Consider the following 17,464-nt stretch of genomic DNA (forward strand, 5'->3'; position numbering starts at 1 on the left):
GCAGATTCTATCGTTGAGCGTCTCGACCCGTGGGGCGTTCGACGCATCCAGGGCTATTCCGGAGATGGGATCAACGGCGTGTTCGGCATGCCGAATGCCTGCCCAGGGAAGGTCAGGCACGCGCCGTGCAAATCGGTATCCAGGCCGAGCCAAGCACCCTGCTGACGGGCAAGACAGCTCGTTGACCGCTGGTGGAGGGGCCGTTGCAGCAGAGACAAAAGGAGCGATGTAACGCGATCAGTTTACTCACCGAGCCGAACGGCAGAACGCCCCGGCGATCATTCCCCCGAGCCATCGATAATTGATCCACCATGAAAACCTCACGAATCATCAGCCCCGAAGCTTATGCGCAACGGAGCGATCATTGCGAGTCACTGCTGTTCGGCAGTCCCAAGGAACGGCTCGATTTCTATCGACGGGAAATCCAGTTCGAGAAGAGCCTGCTGGCAGGGCGCACCAATGCCTATCTGTCGGCTCAGTCGTTTCTGGTCATCGCCTACGCATCGTCCATGGCCAACGCGAACGAGCACTGGGGTGCATTGTTTACTCTGGTGGTGCCTGCTCTTCTCGCCCTGCTGGGGGTCATGAGCTCACTGCATGCCTGGCCAGGCATCAAGGCATCGGCAATGATAGTCGGGCATTGGCAGTACAAGCAGGAACAGCTATTGCGCAGTGATCCCGAGTTCGGCCCGGCCTATGACGACTCGCCGCTATTCAGCGAACAGGAGGCAAGCAGAAACAGCAACCGCAAATCCCTGCTGTTTTCCCTTCGCTCGCCCTGGCTGTTCATTATTTTCTGGGTCGTGCTGGGGGGCTTCTCGGTCTGGCTACAACTGCCGTCGGCGAGGATATGAGACGGACCACCCGCCAAGCGTTGCGGCTCAAACATGTGAAGGCCGGCCACTGACTCACGCTCCATTGAACGACAGTGCAATCGCTGCCAGCGGCATTGACCTGCCATCGATACCGGGACAACCAACGTCATGGAAGCCCGCGCGGCCTTCACCCACCGGGGGCTGGTACCTCCTGACAGTTCTCGCGAGGCGTTGTTGCCCCTACCTGAAGTCAGGCAGGCCCGGCCCCGAGCCGTTGAGTTGGCGACAGCGCTGCGGGCGGCGTCCTCGGCACGCAATCTCTGATCACTGAGCACCTTCGGCGTCTGGCCAAGCGCTCAGACAGCCTTGAGTCGCGGGTTGGCAGTAACCGGATGGGTCTTGTGGCGATTCTCGAAGCAGAAGTTGGTGGCCTGCACGTAGCCTTCAGCCGAGCCACAATCGAAGCGGCGACCCTTGAACTTGTAGGCCAGCACGCAGCCCTGCTGGGCCTGCTTCATCAGGGCATCGGTGATCTGGATTTCGCCGCTCTTGCCCGGCTCGGTCTGTTCGATCAGCGAGAAGATGTCGGGCGTGAGGATGTAGCGGCCGATGATCGCCAGGTTCGAGGGTGCGTCTTCCGGGTTGGGTTTCTCCACCATGCTGTCGATGCGGAAGATATCGTCGCGCAGCGCCTCACCGGCGATCACGCCATAGCGTGACACCTCCTCCATCGGCACTTCCTGGATGGCGACGATGGAGCAGCGGAACTGTTCGTAGAGTTTGACCATCTGGCTCAGCACGCCGTCGCCGTCGAGGTTCAGGCACAGGTCGTCGGCCAGCACCACGGCGAAGGCCTCATCGCCGATCAGGGAGCGCCCGGTCAGAATGGCGTGGCCAAGGCCCTTCATCTCCACCTGGCGGGTGTAGGAAAAGGTGCATTGATCGATCAGGTGACGAACGCCACTCAGGGATTTTTCCTTGCCGGTGTTGGAGATCTCGTGCTCCAGCTCGTAGCTGATGTCGAAGTGATCCTCCAGCGAGCGCTTGCCGCGACCGGTGACGATGGCGATTTCATTGAGCCCGGCCTGGAGGGCTTCTTCGACACCGTACTGGATCAACGGGGTGTCGACCACCGGCAACATTTCCTTGGGCATCGACTTGGTCGCGGGAAGAAAGCGGGTGCCGTAACCGGCGGCGGGAAACAAACATTTCTTGATCATGGGTTCTGTACCAATTGAGTGACTCGGTAATAGAACCTGACCCGCTCAGAACCGTTGCGGTTCAAGATATTTCAGCAGGCGGCGTTTCGCTGCTGCACTTCTTGTGCAGTTCGGCACCTCAGCACGCAGATGCCGAGGTGCCGCTGCAAGCAAGAAGCCATCCCTAGGCGGGATAACGACTCACTTCGATCAGATTGCCGTCCGGGTCGCGAAAATACACCGACTCGATGGGCCCGACGGCGCCGGTACGCGCCACCGGCCCCTCTTCCACCGTCACGCCCTGCTCGGCCAGATGAGCCATGACTCGCTCCAGCGGCCACAGGGTGATCAGGCACAGATCGATGGCGCCCGGGGTCGGCTTGATCGCCTTGGGCTCGAACTCACGCCCGGCCTGATGCAGATTGAATTTCTGCTGGCCGAATACCAAGGCGCTGCGCCCGGCGCCGAAGCGCTCGTGGCGCATGCCCAGCACGCGCTCATAGAAATCGACGGTGATGTCGATGTCCGCCACCGTCAGCACCAGATGGTCCAGTCTCTCGATCATGTTCAATGCCTGTCCAGCAGATGAAAACGTGGCAAGCCGAGATGCCAGTGGATCGCCGCCAGACGTGCGGCCAGCACCACGAACATCGCCGCGGCGGTATCGAGCCAGTGCGGCGTGCCCAGGGCGCGCAGGCCGATAAAGGTGAGCGCGCCGGCGATGCAAGCCGTGGCATAGATTTCCTTCTGGAAGATCAGCGGGATCTCGTTGCACAGCACATCGCGAATCACCCCGCCGACCACGCCGGTCATCACGCCCATGATCACCGCCGTGCTGATCGGCGTACCACTCTGCAGCGCCAGCTCGGTGCCATACACGGTGAACACGGCCAGGCCGAAGGCATCGGCGATCAGCAGACCTTTCTCGTGAATCGGCCGGGTCATGCGCACCCAGGCCACGGTGCCCAGCGCCGCCAGTGAGGCGACCAGGATGTAGGTGTCGTCACGAATCCAGCTGACCGGATGGTTGTCCAGAATCAGGTCACGCAGCGTACCGCCCCCCAGCGCGGTGACGATGGCCATCACCAGCACGCCGAACAGGTCCATGGACTTGCGCCCTGCCATCAGCGCACCGGTGATGGCGAACACCGCAACGCCGAACAGGTCGGCGACATAGAAAAGCGTTTCCATGCTGCCCTCAGCGGCTGACCGGCGTACGCAGGGTGACGAACTCCTCGGCGGCGCTCGGATGCACGCCGATGGTCTCGTCGAAGATCTGCTTGGTCGCGCCTGCTTTCAGGGCGACAGCCAGGCCCTGAACGATCTCACCCGCCTCCGGCCCGACCATATGGCAACCGAGCACGCGGTCGCTGTCGGCATCGACCACCAGCTTCATCAGCGTGCGCTCCGGGTTTTCGGTCAGCGTCAGCTTCATCGGCCGGAAGCGGCTCTCGAAGACCTTCACCTGGTGCCCGGCTTCGATGGCCTGCTCTTCACTCAGGCCAACGGTGCCAATATTCGGCAGGCTGAATACGGCGGTGGGGATCATGCTGTAATCCAGCCGCCGGTATTCCTCGGGCTTGAACAACCGGCGCGCCACGGCCATGCCCTCGGCCAGCGCCACCGGCGTCAGCTGCACGCGGCCAATCACGTCACCCAGGGCGAGAATCGACGGCGTGGAGGTCTGGAACAGATCGTCCACCTCGATGTAGCCGCGCTTGTCCAACTTCACCTCGACGTTTTCCAGGCCCAGGTTGTCGAGCATCGGCCGGCGACCGGTGGCATAGAACACACAATCGGCCTCCAGCACGCGGCCGTCCTTGAGCGTCGCGGCCAGGCTGCCATCGGCCTGGCGCTCGATGCTGGCGATATCGGCGTTGAACTGCAGGTCCAGGCCCTTCTTGCTCAGTTCCTCGCGCAGGTGCTGGCGCACCGCACCGTCGAAGCCACGCAGGAACAGCTCGCCGCGATAGAGCAGCGAAGTCTGCGCGCCCAGGCCATGGAAGATCGAGGCGAACTCCACGGCGATATAGCCGCCGCCCACCACCAGTACGCGCTTGGGCAGTTGCTTGAGGAAGAAGGCTTCGTTGGAGCTGATGGCGTGTTCGCGGCCAGGAATATCGGGAATCTGCGGCCAGCCGCCGGTGGCGATCAGGATGCGCTCGGCGCTGTGACGCTGGCCGTTCACTTCGACGGTATGAGCGTCGACGATGCGCGCGTGGCCTTCGAACAGACTGACGCCGCTGTTGGTCAACAGATTGCGGTAGATGCCATTGAGGCGCTCGATCTCGCGGTTCTTGTTGGCGATCAGCGTCGTCCAGTCGAAGTTCGCCTCACCCAGCGACCAGCCGAAACCCGAGGCCTGCTCGAAGTCTTCGGCGAAATGCGCGCCGTACACCAGCAGCTTTTTCGGTACGCAGCCGACGTTGACGCAGGTACCGCCCAGATAGCGGCTCTCGGCGACCGCGACGCGGGCACCGAAACCTGCGGCGAAGCGCGCCGCACGCACACCGCCGGAACCGGCGCCGATAACGAACAGGTCGAAGTCGTGACTCATGGGGTATCTCCTTGGCAGACGAGGAGCATACCGTAAAGGCCCGCGCTAAGCTGAACGTCGGAGGTGAAGAACATGCGCCCTACCCTGACCCATCTTGCCCTGCACGTCCCCGATCTCGACGCCTGCATCGCCTTCTACCAGCGTTTCTGCGCCATGCAGGTGATCCACGAGCGCCCCGGCAAGGGCACACGCATCGTCTGGATGGCCGAGCCGGGCAAGGAACACCAGTTCATCTTCGTGATCATGCCCGGCGGCCAGGACAGGAACCTGGCGGCCAACGACTACAGCCACTTCGGCTTTGCCCTGAGCAGCCGCGAGGACGTCGACCGCATCGCCGCCCTGGCCGAAAGCGACGGCTGCCTGATCTGGCCGCCACGCGACGAACCCTACCCGGTCGGTTACTACTGCGGCCTGCGCGACCCGGCCGGCAACTACGTGGAGTTCAGCTACGGCCAGCCGCTCGGCCCCGGATCGGAGAAAATGCCCATTCCCTGAAATGCAAAACGCCACCCGAAGGCGGCGTTTCGTTGACCTACGGGCGTATCAGAACGCCTTGCCGGTCTTGTACAGGTGCTCGAAGCAGAAATTGGTCGCGTCGATGTAACCCTCGGCGCTACCGCAGTCGAAACGCTGGCCCTTGAACTTGTACGCCATCACGCAGCCCTGCTGGGCCTGGCGCATCAGCGCGTCGGTGATCTGGATCTCGCCACCCTTGCCCGGCGGCGTGCTGCGGATCAGGTCGAAGATGTCCGGGGTGAGGATGTAGCGGCCGATGATCGCCAGGTTCGACGGCGCGTCTTCGGGCTTGGGTTTCTCCACCATGTTGCTGACGCGGTAGATGTCATCGCGGATCATCTCGCCAGCGATCACGCCGTATTTGTATGTTTCGTCCTTCGGCACTTCCTGAATCGCCACGATGGAGCAGCGGAACTGGTTGTACAGCTTGACCATCTGCGCCAGCACGCTATCGCCTTCCAGGTTCAGGCACAGGTCGTCGGCCAGTACCACGGCGAACGGCTCGTCACCGATCAGCGGCTGACCGCAGAGGATGGCGTGGCCCAGGCCTTTCATCTCGACCTGACGGGTGTAGGAGAAGCTGCACTCGTCGATCAGACGACGAATGCCAACCAGGTACTTCTCCTTATCGGTGCCCTTGATCTGGTGTTCGAGCTCGTAGCTCACGTCAAAGTGGTCTTCCAGCGCGCGCTTGCCGCGCCCCGTGACGATGGAGATCTGGTTGAGGCCAGCCTCGAGTGCCTCTTCAACCCCGTATTGAATCAGTGGCTTGTTCACCACCGGCAACATTTCCTTGGGCATAGCCTTGGTAGCAGGCAGGAAGCGCGTGCCGTAGCCGGCAGCGGGGAACAGGCATTTCTTGATCATGGGACTCCCTAGTGGGGACGGTTGGAATGCGCGCCCAGTCTATCAAGCCGCGCTGGCCTTACAACTGCCGCTTGCAGGTCGTCCGATGCCGCGATAGAGAAAACCCAGCTCCGCCAGCTGATCGGCGTCATAGATATTACGTCCGTCGAACAGCACCGGCATGCGCATCGCACCGCGAATACGCGGGAAGTCCGGCTGACGGAACTGCTTCCACTCCGTCACCAGCACCAGCGCATCGGCACCCTGGGCGACGGCATAGGGGGATTCACTCAGCACCAGTTGCCCCGCCGCGATGGCCGATGGATAACGTGCAGCCACAGCGGCCGTGGCGGCCGGATCGCAAGCCTGCACCTTGGCGCCGGCGGTCAGCAGTGCGTCGAGCAGCACCAAGCTGGGCGCTTCACGCAGATCGTCAGTACCAGGCTTGAATGCCAGCCCCCAGAGCGCGACGACCCGCCCCTGCAAGTGGCCATTGAAATGCTCGCGCAAGGCCTGGAACAGCAGAGTCTTCTGCAGCGCATTGCGCGCCTCGACTGCACGCAGGATTCCAGGTTCGATGCCCTCGTGCTCGGCCGTACGGATCAGCGCCTTAACGTCCTTGGGAAAGCACGAGCCGCCATAACCGCAGCCGGCATAGATGAAGTGCGTACCGATACGCCGGTCGCTGCCGATGCCACGCCGCACCTCCTCGATATCCACACCCAGCCGCGCGCAGATACCCGCCATCTCGTTGATGAAGGAAATCTTGGTCGCCAGAAAGGCATTGGCCGCGTACTTGCTGAACTCCGCGGCGCGCACGCCCATGCACAACAGGCGGTCGTGATTGCGCAGAAAGGGCGCATACAGCCGGCGCAGCAGCTCGCGCCCACGTTCCTCGTCACAGCCGACGATGACCCGGTCGGGGCGCATGAAGTCCTCGACCGCCGAACCTTCCTTGAGAAACTCCGGATTGCTCGCCACGGTCACCCGAGCCCGCTGTTCCCGACGCGCCAGGCCGGCGTTGATGCGCTGCGCCACACGCTCGGCGGTGCCCACCGGCACCGTGGATTTGTCCACGACCAGACAGGCATGATCGAGTCGTTCACCCAGCTCGTCGGCAACCGCCAGGACATGACTCAGGTCGGCCGAACCGTCCTCGCCACTGGGCGTGCCCACCGCGATGAAGATGACCTCGGCACGGCGAATGCCGGCCTTCAGCTGCGAGGTGAAACTGAGCTGCCCGCCGGCCAGCTGCGCCTTGAGCATCGCTTCCAGGCCAGGTTCATAGATCGGCACTTCTCCTCGCGAAAGCATCGCGACGCGCTGCGGATCTCGCTCGACGCAGACCACCTGATTGCCCATCTCGGCAAAACAGGTCGCCGTCACCAAACCTACGTATCCTGCTCCAATCACGCATATCTGCATCGCAGCATCCTCTCGGCCTTTGCTGCGATTGCAACCAATCGCGGTGGCAGCGATATGACGGAACGACGAAACAATGATGACAAGCGCCCCACCGTTTCGGCAGGTATTGGCCAATGTGGCTGTAGCTTCGCCGCCATGGCCAAGGGCAGCACCGGCACGTCAGCCGTTTTCGTGCCCCTCGCGGGCTGCTGGCTACAGCCCACTTCAGCACCCCGGCTTGAAACGGGGCCGTGTCAGACAGCCAACCGTTCAGGCTAACGACGAAAAAGCCACTTATCGTCACGCCCGCGAAGGCGGGAGCCTAGAAAACGAGCACCCGCCTGCGCGGGAATGACGGCTTCTTCAGATTTCCCTGAAGGAAACGGCTTGCCGCTGCCGAATCCAGGCCAGTGCAGCCCGCCAACCAGCGATGCTTCGCCAGCCTGCGCGAGCGTGGGTGTACGGGGCTGGGTTGCAAAAAAACTGGCAAAAAAAAGACCAACCATGGAGGTTGGCCTTGCCTAATAGAAGTATGAGCTGCACCAACTTTCGTGGAGTGCAGGCTTACTATCGCTCTGCTGCATTGCAGGTTCATGACGGCAGCCAGGTTTCCCGGCATCCATCCGTCCGCTCGCTGATGCATTGCAATATTTCAGAAACACTCGCCAGTTACCTTGCAGCCCTCTAAAACGAGGGTTTCACCTTGATTCGCAATGTACGCAAGACGCTGGACTCCATCGCAGCCAACAACGAGGACGCCGCCTTCGCCTTGATGCGCGCCGCTGAGAACACCCGAGACGAGGTCCTACGCCAGCACATGCTTCGACTGATTCACCGCCTGAATCAGGACGCTGTAGACCTTCGTATTCTGCGCGACGAAGTCTTCAACCCCGCCACCAAGCGTGCCCTGTCAGTCAACATTCAGTGACCCTTTGTCCAACCTCTCCCCTATCGCTGGAACACATGCTTTTAGTGATATTGGCGAGCTGACTCCAGACGTATCAACATTCAGCATCGCCTGGTCCTTCAGGTGCTGCAGGATGAACAGACCGTCAAAGTGCCCCGCATCTGGTCGCGTTAGGAGTTAACCGGACTTTCGACACCTGTCGACAGCCAGAAAGCAAAAAAGCCCTGCAGGTTTCCCAGCAGGGCTTTGCGAAAGTGGCGGTGAATGTGCCAAACCCGCTCAATACAGGCTTTACGCTCCCCTCGCCTGATCGATTAGTTGCTATTCGGCTCTATGATTTCGACACCTGAGCGCCCTAGCCTGCATCGACCTGCAGCCGTAAACGCTTCATTGCAGCCATCACCCTTTCGCTCTGCTCCGGGCCAGTCAATGCCTCTCCGCAAGCGTTGCACCAGTCAGCCTCGACCTCGGTGATAACCGTTGCCTGCTCCCGATACGTATAGGGCATGTCTCGCTTTTCCCGCACCAGATCCGCGCTACCGCAAACAGGACACTTCATAGGCACCTCCGCACGTGAGCGGCCATCATTCCATGAAGCACGCCAACGGGTGTAGACTTTGGCAAAATTTGGCAAGAGGCATGCCCAATGAGCACCATGAACATCTCCCTGCCGGACGCCCTCAAAAGCTTCGTTGATGAGCAAGTAAACCAGCGCGGATACGGCACCAGCAGCGAATACGTCCGCGAATTGATTCGCAAGGATCAAGACCGCCAACACCTTCGTGGCCTGCTGCTTGCCGGTGCTGCATCTGCTCCCGCCGCCCCTGCTGACGCGGACTACTTCGAATCGCTCCGTGCCCGCGTGCGGAACGCTCAAGGATGAAGCAAAAGCCCATCATCCCGCGTGAGCTAGCAAATAGAGACGTAGACAGCGCCCTTGCCTACTACCTCGATGAACAAGCCGAGAAAGCAGCACTAGGCTTTATTGATGCCCTGGAGCGAGCGTATAAGCAGATCAGCCGCCACCCTGCTTCCGGCTCCGCTCGCTACGCCCATGAACTGGATCTGCCCGGCCTACGCTCCTGGCCACTCCAGCGCTATCCCTACCTTGTGTTCTATGTCGAGCAAGACACCCATATCGACGTTTGGCGCGTGCTGCATGATGCCAAGGACATACCAGCTTGGCTACGGTCACAATAAACACAGCGCATCAACTGTTTTCAATGACAGCCTTAATAAACTTGTGCGAGTCGATTAACTTATGACTCGCCCAAACTAAGCCAGCCGCATACCCCAAAAGCAAAACGAAAAACCCCGCCACTCCTCTCAAGTAGAGCCCTATTCCCAAGCTCATGACGACGACAGCAAATCCCATATAAACCTTTATCAAAAGCTCAACCAGTTTAATCCAGTCGTCGAAATTCTTATCAGTCTGCGGACACTCAATCATAAGTGAAATCATATGATATGCAGCTCCACCAGCAAATAACACCACTCCGAAGCTCACCATACTAAAGAACAAATTTGTTTCTTTTGCATTGATCGGCATTGACATCACGTACAAAACAACTGATACAGCAACTCCCCAGAACATTATCACGCTACGCTTTGTGACGCCGTGCTTGATCTCGATAGCTCCAAAAATCTTTTTCGCCACAAATTCCTCCAGCCCTGTATTTAGTCAACCCATACTCAATCGAGCGGAATATAAAATTTGTTATTGGCCACACACCCACCTTCAGGCGGATTCAGTTTCTTGTCTTCGGCCATTTCTTTTACTGCATCAATCACTCCTGCTGTAGCCTCAAACCGACTGAGCGGCCCCGGTACAAAATACTGACCACCTGCAGTCCGACAGAAGCTTACGACATAAGGTTCTTGCTTCAGCTCCATCGGCTTCGACTTCAGAGCAATTGTTATAAGATCGAAATTATCAGGCACCTGCCCATCAATCGCTTGAACCAATTCCACGGTCAATCGATACGGTTTGAAAGCATAGCGATCCATCGATCCTTCACTTACAGGTCTATAATCAGTCACTTCCACGCTTGAAACGTCTTTGACTACCGCCGTGTACTCTGAGCCATAAACAGCCAGCGAAATCACGCCATACATATCATCTGAAATTTCATCAGCCATAACCGCCCCACCCCATACCAGCATCAATACTGAAGAGAAAATCTTAATAGCGTTCAATTCTGCTACCCCATCGGATTAAAACTGCTCGCCGCAGAGCAATAGCGTGTCTTCATGCGATCACTGTTTTTCTTGCGGTCACTGTCATAGCGGGCACGCCAGGTTCTGCACTGTTCGTGAAAGTGCTGCTTGGCTGCCTTGCGGCATTCGCGGTAGTCGATAGATCCGCGTCGGTGGTTGGCGCAGACGCTCGTGCCGTCGATGTAGTTGTTCACCGATAGCCATTCCGCCAGGTAGTTCGTGCCGCCGTTCCAGCTCTTGATCCATCTAGCTGTACGCTCGCGGCTTACCTGTTGGGCTTGGCGCTGCTGCGTCTGCTGAGGTGCCTGGGCTATGCGATGGGTTGCGGGCGGTGTGTAGGTGCTGGCCGGCTGCTTGGGCGTGTAGTTCTTGTCAATGAACACGTTCTGAGAGCTGGCAATCGCCCTCGCCTTTTCTTCCTCCGTCCACTGGATCGACGCATGTTGCTGAGGCTGGCTTGCCGGCTCGTATGCAACCCGTTGCGCGGGTGGATCGATGGGAATGGATGGCAGCCTTATAGGCTCTTCCGGCTCGCTATAGGGCTGTGGCGCCGGTTGCTGGCTGAACAGGGGTTTGCCGTCTATGTGGATCGCCTGCTTGAGCTGATCCACATTGATCACGATTGGCTTGGCAAACAGCGCGATCATGCCCCAGGTAATCGCGGAGCCCACGCCCAGGATGGCCACCATTCGCCATGGACCGGGCTTTTTCTTGCTACGGAGATAGTCTGGTGCGTCTTCCCAGTCGCCTTTCATAGTGCCTCCATGCAAACCACCAAATTCACGAGTCTTTTTTATCAATTATTATTTGATACGTCCTCTCCAAACGCGCTTGATTTCTCGCATCATTCAACAAGAAATCGCTATACTCACCTTTAGAAAGAAAATCTTTTGCCACATCTTGATCAAAAACAAACTCATGATGCAGCCCATTAAGCAAAGGCCGAGCCTTTTTTAAACAACTCATAAGCAGATGGTAGTTTTTTGGAATGGTGAACCATCGCAGAAACCAATCTTATCCCAGCCGCAGTCTGCATCAGCTTGAAATGGATCTGATTATTATCCAGCCTACTGGCAAGAGAGACCATGGACAGAAACTTATCAATTACTATATACCTAAACTGCCCAAGCGACACACCATCAACGCAACTACCAAATACTTCAACCCCCTTTGGAGAGTCAACAACTTCATCCTTTATTTTATAAACGCCGCAGTATATATTTATATTCTGACCAGGCTCCCTGCATTTTACTACAAAAGGATCCTTATCAAAGTCTTCCAGCAACTTGAAGAACGTGTTTTCCAGCGCCTGCAACTCCACAAACTTCAGCTGACCTTTGATAAGTCTATTATTGATTTTTAGTGCCTTTTTCGTGTCTCTCAACTCCCTCCTCTGCGTTTTCAGAGTGCTTACCAATATTATAACTGTCAAAAAGCCTAGCATGGGGTTAAGGCTGCCCCCCAAAAAATCGCCAAACTGACCCCAAACCTCTTGCTTATCACTTAACCCGCCGTTAAATCTGTACAAGTAAAGCAGTGCAATAGCAATAAACGCCAAAAAAGCAACGCCCACTATCAACATATAAGCGTCTTGGGCAAAAAACTTCTTACTCGACTTTTCTTTACCTTTACCCACATTCACGACCTTAATAGAATTCTTTCTCTTATCATCTTTTGACGTCGGCATGTTAGAGCCTTATAACACCTATCACCTCCCTCCTCGCCTTATTTTTCCCTACGTTTTACAGGTGATTTATTTTTTACGCCTTATGAAATCATCAATCATTGCATTAAAATCCGCGCCAACCCCCATGATATTAGGCTTAATTGTTATATATCTATTAATTTTCTCTATAAGCGACTCAGCCACAGCACTGCCCTTCCCTGACTTGAGCTCATACAACTGAACAAGTAAATCTTTCTGCATGTCTGCAAACAATGGCTCACTATTTCTCACAGCCTTAATAGCTGCCAATGCCACATCTAAATCATTTTCATCGCAACTGGCGATAGCAAACTCACACAGAGATATTGCCAAGTCGAAATTATTTGCATCCGAAAATTTTGACGAATCAATTTCCGAAAGCAACTTTCTTGCATCAACAATCCTTTTTTTCGCAACAAGAACTCTTACTAAAAAACTCTGGTCAAAGGCTCGTCATGCAATTCCAAAGACTTACGATAGCTATATTCAGACGAATCAAAATCTTTTAAGTGACGCTGGCAATCGCCAATTTCCCCCCACACATCTGCAAGGCCCGAAGAATTTAACTCACTTCTTTCGATAAGACCTCTGTATTCTTTGATAGCTTGAAGTATCAATTCATCATCCGCAACCAGCTCCCCAAGCGTTTTGTATGCACCAGCAAGACGGACTCTACCGTATATTGTCTTACTGCTTTCTGGAACTTTTTCATACTCTTTTATTGCAAGCAAAGCTCTTTTTTTTCCTTCAGCCATGTCTCGCAACAAAAAGTATTGCATCGCCGAAAGGAAACGATATTGCAGGCGACTCGAATCACTTTCAGATAAATCTGCCACCCTATCAGAAAGAGCAACTATTTCGATACTATTCAGCTCATCTGAATAAACATCCAAATACAGCTCAATGAGTTCAGGATTTTTCACCTGCTTCGGATTGTACTTAGATATAATTTTCTTGGCACGCGACCTAGTCCCCTCTCTGCAGTAGACATGCAGAGCTCTTATCATGTCTATTTCTAACTGCCAGCGCTCATCATCTATCGCCTGAGACAGCTCATCCAGGGCAAACTCAAATTTACTTTCTATTTGATTAGCTTGGTAGCACCTCTCTAGGTGCCATACAAAATCCTTTAATGCGACGATATCAATACTCAGAAGTCTATTAGCGCCCTCTGAATTTGACCTCAACATTTTTACCGTGTGAGCCTTATGGCATATTCGGTACCAACATATATGCGCTCTTAAATGCTTTAGCTGCTGTTTTGCCGGCGCATTCAAATCCTGCACATACTTAAAATTATCTTTCTTGCGATATTCTTCTTTGCAGCAGTTTTTGAAACGCTCCCCAGACCCGCAAAGGCATGCTGATCTTCCTGAAGGCTCATACTCTTCTAGGTGATGACTCCACATAGCCATTATCCCTTGCTGTGATTACGGGTATACCATCGTCTAGCCACTTCCGCTGTAATTGCTATCCCGCGTTTTGATTGGGCAAGTTTGAATCGGCCTGATCGTATTCTGGGCTTGTCTGCCCTGCTTCTGGCGCTACCTCGCCACTGACCACCCACAAAGCATATTGAGGAAAGAGCTTAACGATAGCTTCGATCTCCTCTGCCTTGATTTCGCGCTTTCTGGCGGTGTTCTTCAGGTTGTTCCAAGTGTAGCGACTGATGCCAGTACGCTCCTCCAGCTCGGGAAGCCGAATCCCCGAGCTTTTCAAAATAGTTATAACGCGCTCTTTAATCATAGCCGCTTGATCTATAGTTGATATATCCAATATGGATCAACAATGGCATTATCCGTTTCGACAAGATCCGTTTTGGATAACGCAGTGCTGAATAACTGGCATTGAAACGAATAGTGACGGAACGAGCATGGAACTGGAAGAGCTGGAACCTTCGAAGCTCATAGGCCCGCAACAGGACGTGGAAACCGTCGAGTCCTGGGCCGACCGTAACGGCCTGACCTACGGCACCGCGCGTGCCTGGGCCATGAAAGGCGTTCTGCCCACCGTCAAGCTGGGCAAGCGCCGCATGGTCAACAGCGCCCTGTTCCGCTCCTGGCTGCTGCAGCAGAAGTGGACGGCATGAAGCCTCTTTTCCATGCGCAGGCCGCCTTCGCCGCCCTGTCCGGTGTTCCCGTTGAGCGGGTCGTGCAGTGGGTCAGCAACGGCATCGTCGACTGCATGAAGCCAGGCAAAACCTGCGTGGCGCGGCTGGCGGGGGTGAGCCCGTGAAACGCAATCATCAGTCGGTCCATGAGCGCATGGAGCGTGACCTTGCTCACCCCAAGGCTTGCGGGCCTGGCGCTTGTGAATACCTGCGGTTCTACCTGCGGGGCTACATCGAAGGCTTTCATGAGGCTGGATGCATTTCCGGCAACGAATGTAGGCGCCTTATCCAGCTTGACCGCGCTGCGTCTATGGCCACCCCGCACCCCGAGGTGTCGGCCAAAGAAAAGCCTGAACCAGTATCCGCGCCAAGCGCACGCCGAGAACTGCGACTGCTCTGTGTGCTGGCTGAACCGCGGCTGGATACCGCCCAAGGCGCCTTCCTGCCCATACACACCCAGCACCCCACGCCGCCCCGTACGATGGTCCGGGGTAAATGGTCAGCCCCAGGTTACGCCGGCCTATACCTGCGAGAAACACAAGCCCGGCCGCCGTCCGCCGCAGTGCTGGCACGTTGTGAGCGACACCGGCAAACCAACGCCCTTCGTGCCCCCGCGCGAACCGTTCGAACTGGTGGGCTTATTGAATGACGACTTCATTGCGCGTACGCCGCTATCTGGCCGCCCTGCTCTGGTCGTGGTCTCTGCCCTTCCTGATCGGCGCTTCGCTCGGCGGCTTCTATATCAGCCACGCACACATAGAGATTCTTGAAGCGAACGACGATCTGTTTCTTCGTTCATTCGAGGCCGTGATTGACCGCTGCACTGCCGCCCCGGTCGCAGCTCCCAACGATACCGCCGCCGAACAGGCCAAGCCTGCTCACGCCGACAAGCCATTGCCTCAACCTGGCCGGTTGACGCTCCCAGGTCTGATCGGAGGAAGCCGCCGTGCTGATCGTTGATCGCGTGCTGTGTGACTGCTGCGGGCAACCCATGGGTCAGCTCTACAACCAGCCGGCTCCCCAACCCGACCTGCAGCCCGATCTGACCAGGGCGCCCCACGTAACCCTGTGCCCGGACTGCCAGGACATGGCCGAAGTCCTCCTCGACCCCAGCCCGGACGATTAACAGGGTGCGCCATGAATGTCATGGTGTGCGACGGTGTATGGGAGAGCGCAGGCCAGGCCCTGGTTTTTGTCCGCACCCTCTGCACCGCCGCGCTCAGTGAGACAAGCCCGGCCGGGCTAACCGTTGAGGATCATGCACCGACCCGCGAACACCGCCACCTTCGCCAGTCGCTTCGTCATACGGGGCGGGAACATCCCTATGCCACAGAAAATCTCGGGGCATAGCATGCGTTATGCGCGCCTGTCGCCGGACCATCTGCGCGATGCATTACGGCTCAACCCACTACCGAGCAGGGGCAATAACCTATCGCCCGCTTGCGACATGACTCAGGAGAACGGCTTCATGCGCACCCTTACAGCACGCGAAGCACGCACTCACCTCTATCGGCTGATGGATCGATTAGCCGAATCTCACCAGCCCATTCTGATCACTGGCAAACGGACGAATGCCGTCCTGCTCTCGGCAGAGGATTGGGACGCCATTCAGGAAACCCTGTGCCTGCTCTCGATTCCTGGCATGCGCGAATCCATCAAGGAAGGCATGGCCGAACCTGTAGCCGAGTGCGCCAAGGAACTGGACGGGTGATCTCGCAGGTAAGGGCTTTCGAAAGCTGTCGAAAGCCACAAAGCAAAAAGCCCTGCAGGTTTCCCTGCAGGGCTTTTGCGAAAGTGGCGGTGAAGAAGAGATTCGAACTCTTGATACGGTTTCCCGTATACACACTTTCCAGGCGTGCTCCTTCAACCGCTCGGACACTTCACCGGATCTCGATTGGCTGTGCAGCCCGTCGAGGTGCGCTAATGTAGTCGAATGTTTTCCCGATGGCAAATTTTTTTTAAAGGATTCATGCGCTTAAGAGCGCAGCGAGTTTTCGTCGTGCTCCTCGCCGGGTTGCTCGTCGAAGCGAATGTGGCCGAACAGCAGAAAACCCAGGGACATGAACAGGCCCAAGCCGAATAGCAGCAGCACGCCGGATGGGCTGCGCAGGTAGAGGGTTTCGCTGAGCACGACCGATGCCAGTAGCAGGCCGATCACGGTGACCATATAAAGGATGGAACAAAGGGTATTCATGGGCAGCTCCTGCGGTTCGCTGCTCACCTTAAAGGCCTGGCTTTGCGCGCGACCAATTGCCATCCGCCATCGTCGCGATAGGCAAAAACACTGACCAGCCAGTCAGCCACGGCGCTTTACCAGAGCGCTGCGGCTGAGTACCTTCTGCCCACATTCGCCCCCAAGGCTCTAACAAGGAAAACCGCCATGAGCGACCTGATCAGCTATCAACTCGAAGACGGCATCGCCACCCTCACCCTGAGCAATGGCAAGGTCAATGCCATCTCGCCCGATGTGATCGCTGCGTTCAATGCTGCCCTCGACCGCGCCGAGCAGGATCGCGCCATTGTCGTCATCACCGGCCAACCGGGTATTCTTTCCGGCGGCTATGACCTGAAGGTGATGACCTCCGGCCCGCAGAATGCAATCAACCTGGTAGCGGCTGGCTCTACGCTGGCGCGGCGCATGCTCGCGCACCCCTACCCGATCATCGTCGCCTGTCCGGGTCATGCCGTGGCCAAGGGTGCTTTCATCCTGCTGTCGGCCGATTACCGTATCGGCGTGGAAGGTCCGTTCAATATCGGCCTGAACGAAGTGCAAATCGGCATGACCATGCACCATGTCGGCATCGAGTTGGCCCGTGATCGCCTGCGCAAGTCGGCGTTCCACCGTTCGGTGATCAATGGCGAGATGTTCGACCCGGCTGGCGCGGTGGATGCCGGCTTCCTGGACAAGGTGGTGCCGGCCGAACAACTGCTGGCCACCACTCAGGCAGTGGCGCAGCAGATGAAGAAGATCAACATGACGGCGCACAGGAACACCAAGCTGAAGGTGCGCAAGGCGCTGCTGGAAACCCTTGATGCCGCCATCGAGATGGACAAGCAGCACCTGCTGTAAGCACGCGCTAACGCATGAATGAAAAGCGCCGCTTCCGTTGAGGTTGCGGCGCTTTTTCTTTACGCGTCTCACCAGTTAACCCGCCAGTGAATATCGGTGCGCGCGGCGCACCCTACGG

At 57.0% G+C, this 17,464-nt stretch carries 26 protein-coding genes, 1 tRNA gene and 2 pseudogenes; 13 read left to right on the top strand and 16 right to left on the bottom strand.

Features of this window, described 5'->3' with window-relative positions; all coding sequences use genetic code 11:
• The first annotated feature begins 311 nt into the window (after positions 1–311).
• Entirely contained in the window at positions 312–854 is a 543-nt protein-coding gene (locus ACN0X6_RS05040) for a hypothetical protein (RefSeq protein WP_417702581.1), read from the top strand.
• 317 nt (positions 855–1,171) lie between these two features.
• Here ACN0X6_RS05040 and galU (ACN0X6_RS05045) read toward each other — a convergent pair whose 3' ends face one another.
• The 4 genes from galU (ACN0X6_RS05045) to gorA all read right to left on the bottom strand — a co-directional run bounded on the left by galU (ACN0X6_RS05045) (position 1,172) and on the right by gorA (position 4,571).
• The gene (gene galU / locus ACN0X6_RS05045) at positions 1,172–2,035 is read right to left on the bottom strand and encodes a UTP--glucose-1-phosphate uridylyltransferase GalU (RefSeq protein WP_417702582.1); all 864 of its coding nucleotides are present in this window, start codon (positions 2,033–2,035) and stop codon (positions 1,172–1,174) included.
• A gap of 163 nt (positions 2,036–2,198) precedes the next feature.
• Positions 2,199–2,579: a VOC family protein gene (locus ACN0X6_RS05050; RefSeq protein WP_417702583.1), complete on the bottom strand. Its 381-nt coding sequence runs from the start codon at positions 2,577–2,579 to the stop codon at positions 2,199–2,201.
• Between the two features lie 2 nt (positions 2,580–2,581).
• A complete protein-coding gene (locus ACN0X6_RS05055) occupies positions 2,582–3,205 on the bottom strand; it encodes a trimeric intracellular cation channel family protein (protein ID WP_192980813.1) in 624 nt (207 codons plus the stop codon).
• Positions 3,206–3,212: 7 nt separating this feature from the next.
• The gene (gene gorA, locus ACN0X6_RS05060; protein ID WP_417702584.1) at positions 3,213–4,571 is read right to left on the bottom strand and encodes a glutathione-disulfide reductase; all 1,359 of its coding nucleotides are present in this window, start codon (positions 4,569–4,571) and stop codon (positions 3,213–3,215) included.
• 72 nt (positions 4,572–4,643) lie between these two features.
• On the opposite strand from gorA, the gene ACN0X6_RS05065 reads away from it, so the two are divergent.
• Positions 4,644–5,066 carry a VOC family protein gene (locus ACN0X6_RS05065; RefSeq protein ID WP_192980815.1) on the top strand — a complete coding sequence of 141 codons (423 nt, stop codon included), beginning with the start codon at positions 4,644–4,646 and terminating at the stop codon, positions 5,064–5,066.
• A gap of 48 nt (positions 5,067–5,114) precedes the next feature.
• Here ACN0X6_RS05065 and galU (ACN0X6_RS05070) read toward each other — a convergent pair whose 3' ends face one another.
• A complete protein-coding gene (gene galU / locus ACN0X6_RS05070) occupies positions 5,115–5,954 on the bottom strand; it encodes a UTP--glucose-1-phosphate uridylyltransferase GalU (RefSeq protein ID WP_192980816.1) in 840 nt (279 codons plus the stop codon).
• A gap of 42 nt (positions 5,955–5,996) precedes the next feature.
• Positions 5,997–7,358: a UDP-glucose dehydrogenase family protein gene (locus tag ACN0X6_RS05075; protein ID WP_417702585.1), complete on the bottom strand. Its 1,362-nt coding sequence runs from the start codon at positions 7,356–7,358 to the stop codon at positions 5,997–5,999.
• 682 nt (positions 7,359–8,040) lie between these two features.
• Between ACN0X6_RS05075 and ACN0X6_RS05080 the strand changes: the two genes are divergently transcribed.
• Positions 8,041–8,265: a hypothetical protein gene (locus ACN0X6_RS05080; RefSeq protein WP_417702586.1), complete on the top strand. Its 225-nt coding sequence runs from the start codon at positions 8,041–8,043 to the stop codon at positions 8,263–8,265.
• 57 nt (positions 8,266–8,322) lie between these two features.
• A pseudogene (locus tag ACN0X6_RS05085) lies at positions 8,323–8,418 on the top strand (type II toxin-antitoxin system mRNA interferase toxin, RelE/StbE family); the annotation flags it as partial.
• A gap of 181 nt (positions 8,419–8,599) precedes the next feature.
• Here ACN0X6_RS05085 and ACN0X6_RS05090 read toward each other — a convergent pair.
• Complete coding sequence (locus ACN0X6_RS05090) at positions 8,600–8,803, bottom strand: type II toxin-antitoxin system MqsA family antitoxin (RefSeq protein WP_417702587.1); 204 nt, start codon at positions 8,801–8,803, stop codon at positions 8,600–8,602.
• A gap of 87 nt (positions 8,804–8,890) precedes the next feature.
• Between ACN0X6_RS05090 and ACN0X6_RS05095 the strand changes: the two genes are divergently transcribed.
• Both ACN0X6_RS05095 and ACN0X6_RS05100 read left to right on the top strand, forming a co-directional pair.
• Positions 8,891–9,127 carry a type II toxin-antitoxin system ParD family antitoxin gene (locus tag ACN0X6_RS05095; protein WP_012018538.1) on the top strand — a complete coding sequence of 79 codons (237 nt, stop codon included), beginning with the start codon at positions 8,891–8,893 and terminating at the stop codon, positions 9,125–9,127.
• On the top strand, positions 9,124–9,444 hold the full coding sequence (locus ACN0X6_RS05100; RefSeq protein ID WP_417702588.1) for a type II toxin-antitoxin system RelE/ParE family toxin: 321 nt from the start codon (positions 9,124–9,126) through the stop codon (positions 9,442–9,444). Before ACN0X6_RS05095 ends, ACN0X6_RS05100 begins: the two co-directional genes overlap by 4 nt.
• A 10-nt stretch (positions 9,445–9,454) precedes the next feature.
• On the opposite strand, the gene ACN0X6_RS05105 is transcribed toward ACN0X6_RS05100, so the two are convergent.
• From ACN0X6_RS05105 to ACN0X6_RS05135, 7 genes are all read right to left on the bottom strand, one after another.
• On the bottom strand, positions 9,455–9,901 hold the full coding sequence (locus ACN0X6_RS05105) for a hypothetical protein (protein ID WP_417702589.1): 447 nt from the start codon (positions 9,899–9,901) through the stop codon (positions 9,455–9,457).
• A 35-nt stretch (positions 9,902–9,936) separates the two neighbouring features.
• The gene (locus ACN0X6_RS05110; protein WP_417702590.1) at positions 9,937–10,440 is read right to left on the bottom strand and encodes a hypothetical protein; all 504 of its coding nucleotides are present in this window, start codon (positions 10,438–10,440) and stop codon (positions 9,937–9,939) included.
• Between the two features lie 5 nt (positions 10,441–10,445).
• Positions 10,446–11,216 carry a hypothetical protein gene (locus ACN0X6_RS05115; protein ID WP_417702591.1) on the bottom strand — a complete coding sequence of 257 codons (771 nt, stop codon included), beginning with the start codon at positions 11,214–11,216 and terminating at the stop codon, positions 10,446–10,448.
• A 176-nt stretch (positions 11,217–11,392) separates the two neighbouring features.
• Positions 11,393–12,148: a hypothetical protein gene (locus ACN0X6_RS05120; RefSeq protein WP_417702592.1), complete on the bottom strand. Its 756-nt coding sequence runs from the start codon at positions 12,146–12,148 to the stop codon at positions 11,393–11,395.
• Between the two features lie 66 nt (positions 12,149–12,214).
• Positions 12,215–12,550, bottom strand: coding sequence for a hypothetical protein (locus tag ACN0X6_RS05125; protein ID WP_417702593.1), 336 nt, complete (start codon positions 12,548–12,550; stop codon positions 12,215–12,217).
• Positions 12,551–12,594: 44 nt separating this feature from the next.
• Positions 12,595–13,575, bottom strand: coding sequence for a hypothetical protein (locus ACN0X6_RS05130; RefSeq protein ID WP_417702594.1), 981 nt, complete (start codon positions 13,573–13,575; stop codon positions 12,595–12,597).
• 61 nt (positions 13,576–13,636) lie between these two features.
• Positions 13,637–13,912: a helix-turn-helix domain-containing protein gene (locus tag ACN0X6_RS05135; RefSeq protein ID WP_417702595.1), complete on the bottom strand. Its 276-nt coding sequence runs from the start codon at positions 13,910–13,912 to the stop codon at positions 13,637–13,639.
• 127 nt (positions 13,913–14,039) lie between these two features.
• Here ACN0X6_RS05135 and ACN0X6_RS05140 point away from each other — a divergent pair, with 127 nt between their 5' ends.
• The 6 genes and pseudogenes from ACN0X6_RS05140 to ACN0X6_RS05165 all read left to right on the top strand — a co-directional run bounded on the left by ACN0X6_RS05140 (position 14,040) and on the right by ACN0X6_RS05165 (position 15,987).
• A complete protein-coding gene (locus ACN0X6_RS05140; protein ID WP_192980826.1) occupies positions 14,040–14,255 on the top strand; it encodes a DNA-binding protein in 216 nt (71 codons plus the stop codon).
• Positions 14,252–14,401, top strand: coding sequence for a hypothetical protein (locus ACN0X6_RS05145; RefSeq protein WP_417702596.1), 150 nt, complete (start codon positions 14,252–14,254; stop codon positions 14,399–14,401). Before ACN0X6_RS05140 ends, ACN0X6_RS05145 begins: the two co-directional genes overlap by 4 nt.
• A 177-nt stretch (positions 14,402–14,578) precedes the next feature.
• Positions 14,579–14,914 (top strand): annotated as a pseudogene (gene pflM / locus ACN0X6_RS05150) (lysogeny maintenance protein PflM); the annotation flags it as partial.
• Between the two features lie 7 nt (positions 14,915–14,921).
• Complete coding sequence (locus tag ACN0X6_RS05155) at positions 14,922–15,236, top strand: hypothetical protein (protein WP_417702597.1); 315 nt, start codon at positions 14,922–14,924, stop codon at positions 15,234–15,236.
• Positions 15,223–15,402, top strand: a complete 180-nt coding sequence (locus ACN0X6_RS05160) for a hypothetical protein (protein ID WP_417702598.1) — start codon at positions 15,223–15,225, stop codon at positions 15,400–15,402. Before ACN0X6_RS05155 ends, ACN0X6_RS05160 begins: the two co-directional genes overlap by 14 nt.
• Before the next feature lie 342 nt (positions 15,403–15,744).
• The gene (locus tag ACN0X6_RS05165; protein ID WP_417702729.1) at positions 15,745–15,987 is read left to right on the top strand and encodes a type II toxin-antitoxin system Phd/YefM family antitoxin; all 243 of its coding nucleotides are present in this window, start codon (positions 15,745–15,747) and stop codon (positions 15,985–15,987) included.
• Positions 15,988–16,071: 84 nt separating this feature from the next.
• Here ACN0X6_RS05165 and ACN0X6_RS05170 read toward each other — a convergent pair.
• Positions 16,072–16,161: transfer RNA gene (locus ACN0X6_RS05170), tRNA-Ser, on the bottom strand.
• A gap of 90 nt (positions 16,162–16,251) precedes the next feature.
• Positions 16,252–16,470 carry a hypothetical protein gene (locus ACN0X6_RS05175; protein ID WP_417702599.1) on the bottom strand — a complete coding sequence of 73 codons (219 nt, stop codon included), beginning with the start codon at positions 16,468–16,470 and terminating at the stop codon, positions 16,252–16,254.
• 186 nt (positions 16,471–16,656) lie between these two features.
• On the opposite strand from ACN0X6_RS05175, the gene ACN0X6_RS05180 reads away from it, so the two are divergent.
• The gene (locus tag ACN0X6_RS05180; protein ID WP_417702600.1) at positions 16,657–17,346 is read left to right on the top strand and encodes a crotonase/enoyl-CoA hydratase family protein; all 690 of its coding nucleotides are present in this window, start codon (positions 16,657–16,659) and stop codon (positions 17,344–17,346) included.
• The last annotated feature ends 118 nt before the right edge of the window (positions 17,347–17,464 follow it).

The organism is Pseudomonas sp. (genome assembly GCF_048269965.1).
In the GTDB taxonomy this organism is placed as follows: domain Bacteria; phylum Pseudomonadota; class Gammaproteobacteria; order Pseudomonadales; family Pseudomonadaceae; genus Aquipseudomonas.

What these genes read in the sequence shown, in the direction of transcription:
- ACN0X6_RS05040 (WP_417702581.1), top strand. Translation starts at nt 312, where the DNA reads ATGAAAACCTCACGAATCATCAGCCCCGAAGCTTATGCGCAACGGAGC.
- galU (WP_417702582.1), bottom strand. Translation starts at nt 2,035, where the DNA reads ATGATCAAGAAATGTTTGTTTCCCGCCGCCGGTTACGGCACCCGCTTT.
- ACN0X6_RS05050 (WP_417702583.1), bottom strand. Translation starts at nt 2,579, where the DNA reads ATGATCGAGAGACTGGACCATCTGGTGCTGACGGTGGCGGACATCGAC.
- ACN0X6_RS05055 (WP_192980813.1), bottom strand. Translation starts at nt 3,205, where the DNA reads ATGGAAACGCTTTTCTATGTCGCCGACCTGTTCGGCGTTGCGGTGTTC.
- gorA (WP_417702584.1), bottom strand. Translation starts at nt 4,571, where the DNA reads ATGAGTCACGACTTCGACCTGTTCGTTATCGGCGCCGGTTCCGGCGGT.
- ACN0X6_RS05065 (WP_192980815.1), top strand. Translation starts at nt 4,644, where the DNA reads ATGCGCCCTACCCTGACCCATCTTGCCCTGCACGTCCCCGATCTCGAC.
- galU (WP_192980816.1), bottom strand. Translation starts at nt 5,954, where the DNA reads ATGATCAAGAAATGCCTGTTCCCCGCTGCCGGCTACGGCACGCGCTTC.
- ACN0X6_RS05075 (WP_417702585.1), bottom strand. Translation starts at nt 7,358, where the DNA reads ATGCAGATATGCGTGATTGGAGCAGGATACGTAGGTTTGGTGACGGCG.
- ACN0X6_RS05090 (WP_417702587.1), bottom strand. Translation starts at nt 8,803, where the DNA reads ATGAAGTGTCCTGTTTGCGGTAGCGCGGATCTGGTGCGGGAAAAGCGA.
- ACN0X6_RS05095 (WP_012018538.1), top strand. Translation starts at nt 8,891, where the DNA reads ATGAGCACCATGAACATCTCCCTGCCGGACGCCCTCAAAAGCTTCGTT.
- ACN0X6_RS05100 (WP_417702588.1), top strand. Translation starts at nt 9,124, where the DNA reads ATGAAGCAAAAGCCCATCATCCCGCGTGAGCTAGCAAATAGAGACGTA.
- ACN0X6_RS05115 (WP_417702591.1), bottom strand. Translation starts at nt 11,216, where the DNA reads ATGAAAGGCGACTGGGAAGACGCACCAGACTATCTCCGTAGCAAGAAA.
- ACN0X6_RS05120 (WP_417702592.1), bottom strand. Translation starts at nt 12,148, where the DNA reads ATGCCGACGTCAAAAGATGATAAGAGAAAGAATTCTATTAAGGTCGTG.
- ACN0X6_RS05130 (WP_417702594.1), bottom strand. Translation starts at nt 13,575, where the DNA reads ATGTGGAGTCATCACCTAGAAGAGTATGAGCCTTCAGGAAGATCAGCA.
- ACN0X6_RS05135 (WP_417702595.1), bottom strand. Translation starts at nt 13,912, where the DNA reads ATGATTAAAGAGCGCGTTATAACTATTTTGAAAAGCTCGGGGATTCGG.
- ACN0X6_RS05140 (WP_192980826.1), top strand. Translation starts at nt 14,040, where the DNA reads ATGGAACTGGAAGAGCTGGAACCTTCGAAGCTCATAGGCCCGCAACAG.
- ACN0X6_RS05145 (WP_417702596.1), top strand. Translation starts at nt 14,252, where the DNA reads ATGAAGCCTCTTTTCCATGCGCAGGCCGCCTTCGCCGCCCTGTCCGGT.
- ACN0X6_RS05155 (WP_417702597.1), top strand. Translation starts at nt 14,922, where the DNA reads ATGACGACTTCATTGCGCGTACGCCGCTATCTGGCCGCCCTGCTCTGG.
- ACN0X6_RS05165 (WP_417702729.1), top strand. Translation starts at nt 15,745, where the DNA reads ATGCGCACCCTTACAGCACGCGAAGCACGCACTCACCTCTATCGGCTG.
- ACN0X6_RS05175 (WP_417702599.1), bottom strand. Translation starts at nt 16,470, where the DNA reads ATGAATACCCTTTGTTCCATCCTTTATATGGTCACCGTGATCGGCCTG.
- ACN0X6_RS05180 (WP_417702600.1), top strand. Translation starts at nt 16,657, where the DNA reads ATGAGCGACCTGATCAGCTATCAACTCGAAGACGGCATCGCCACCCTC.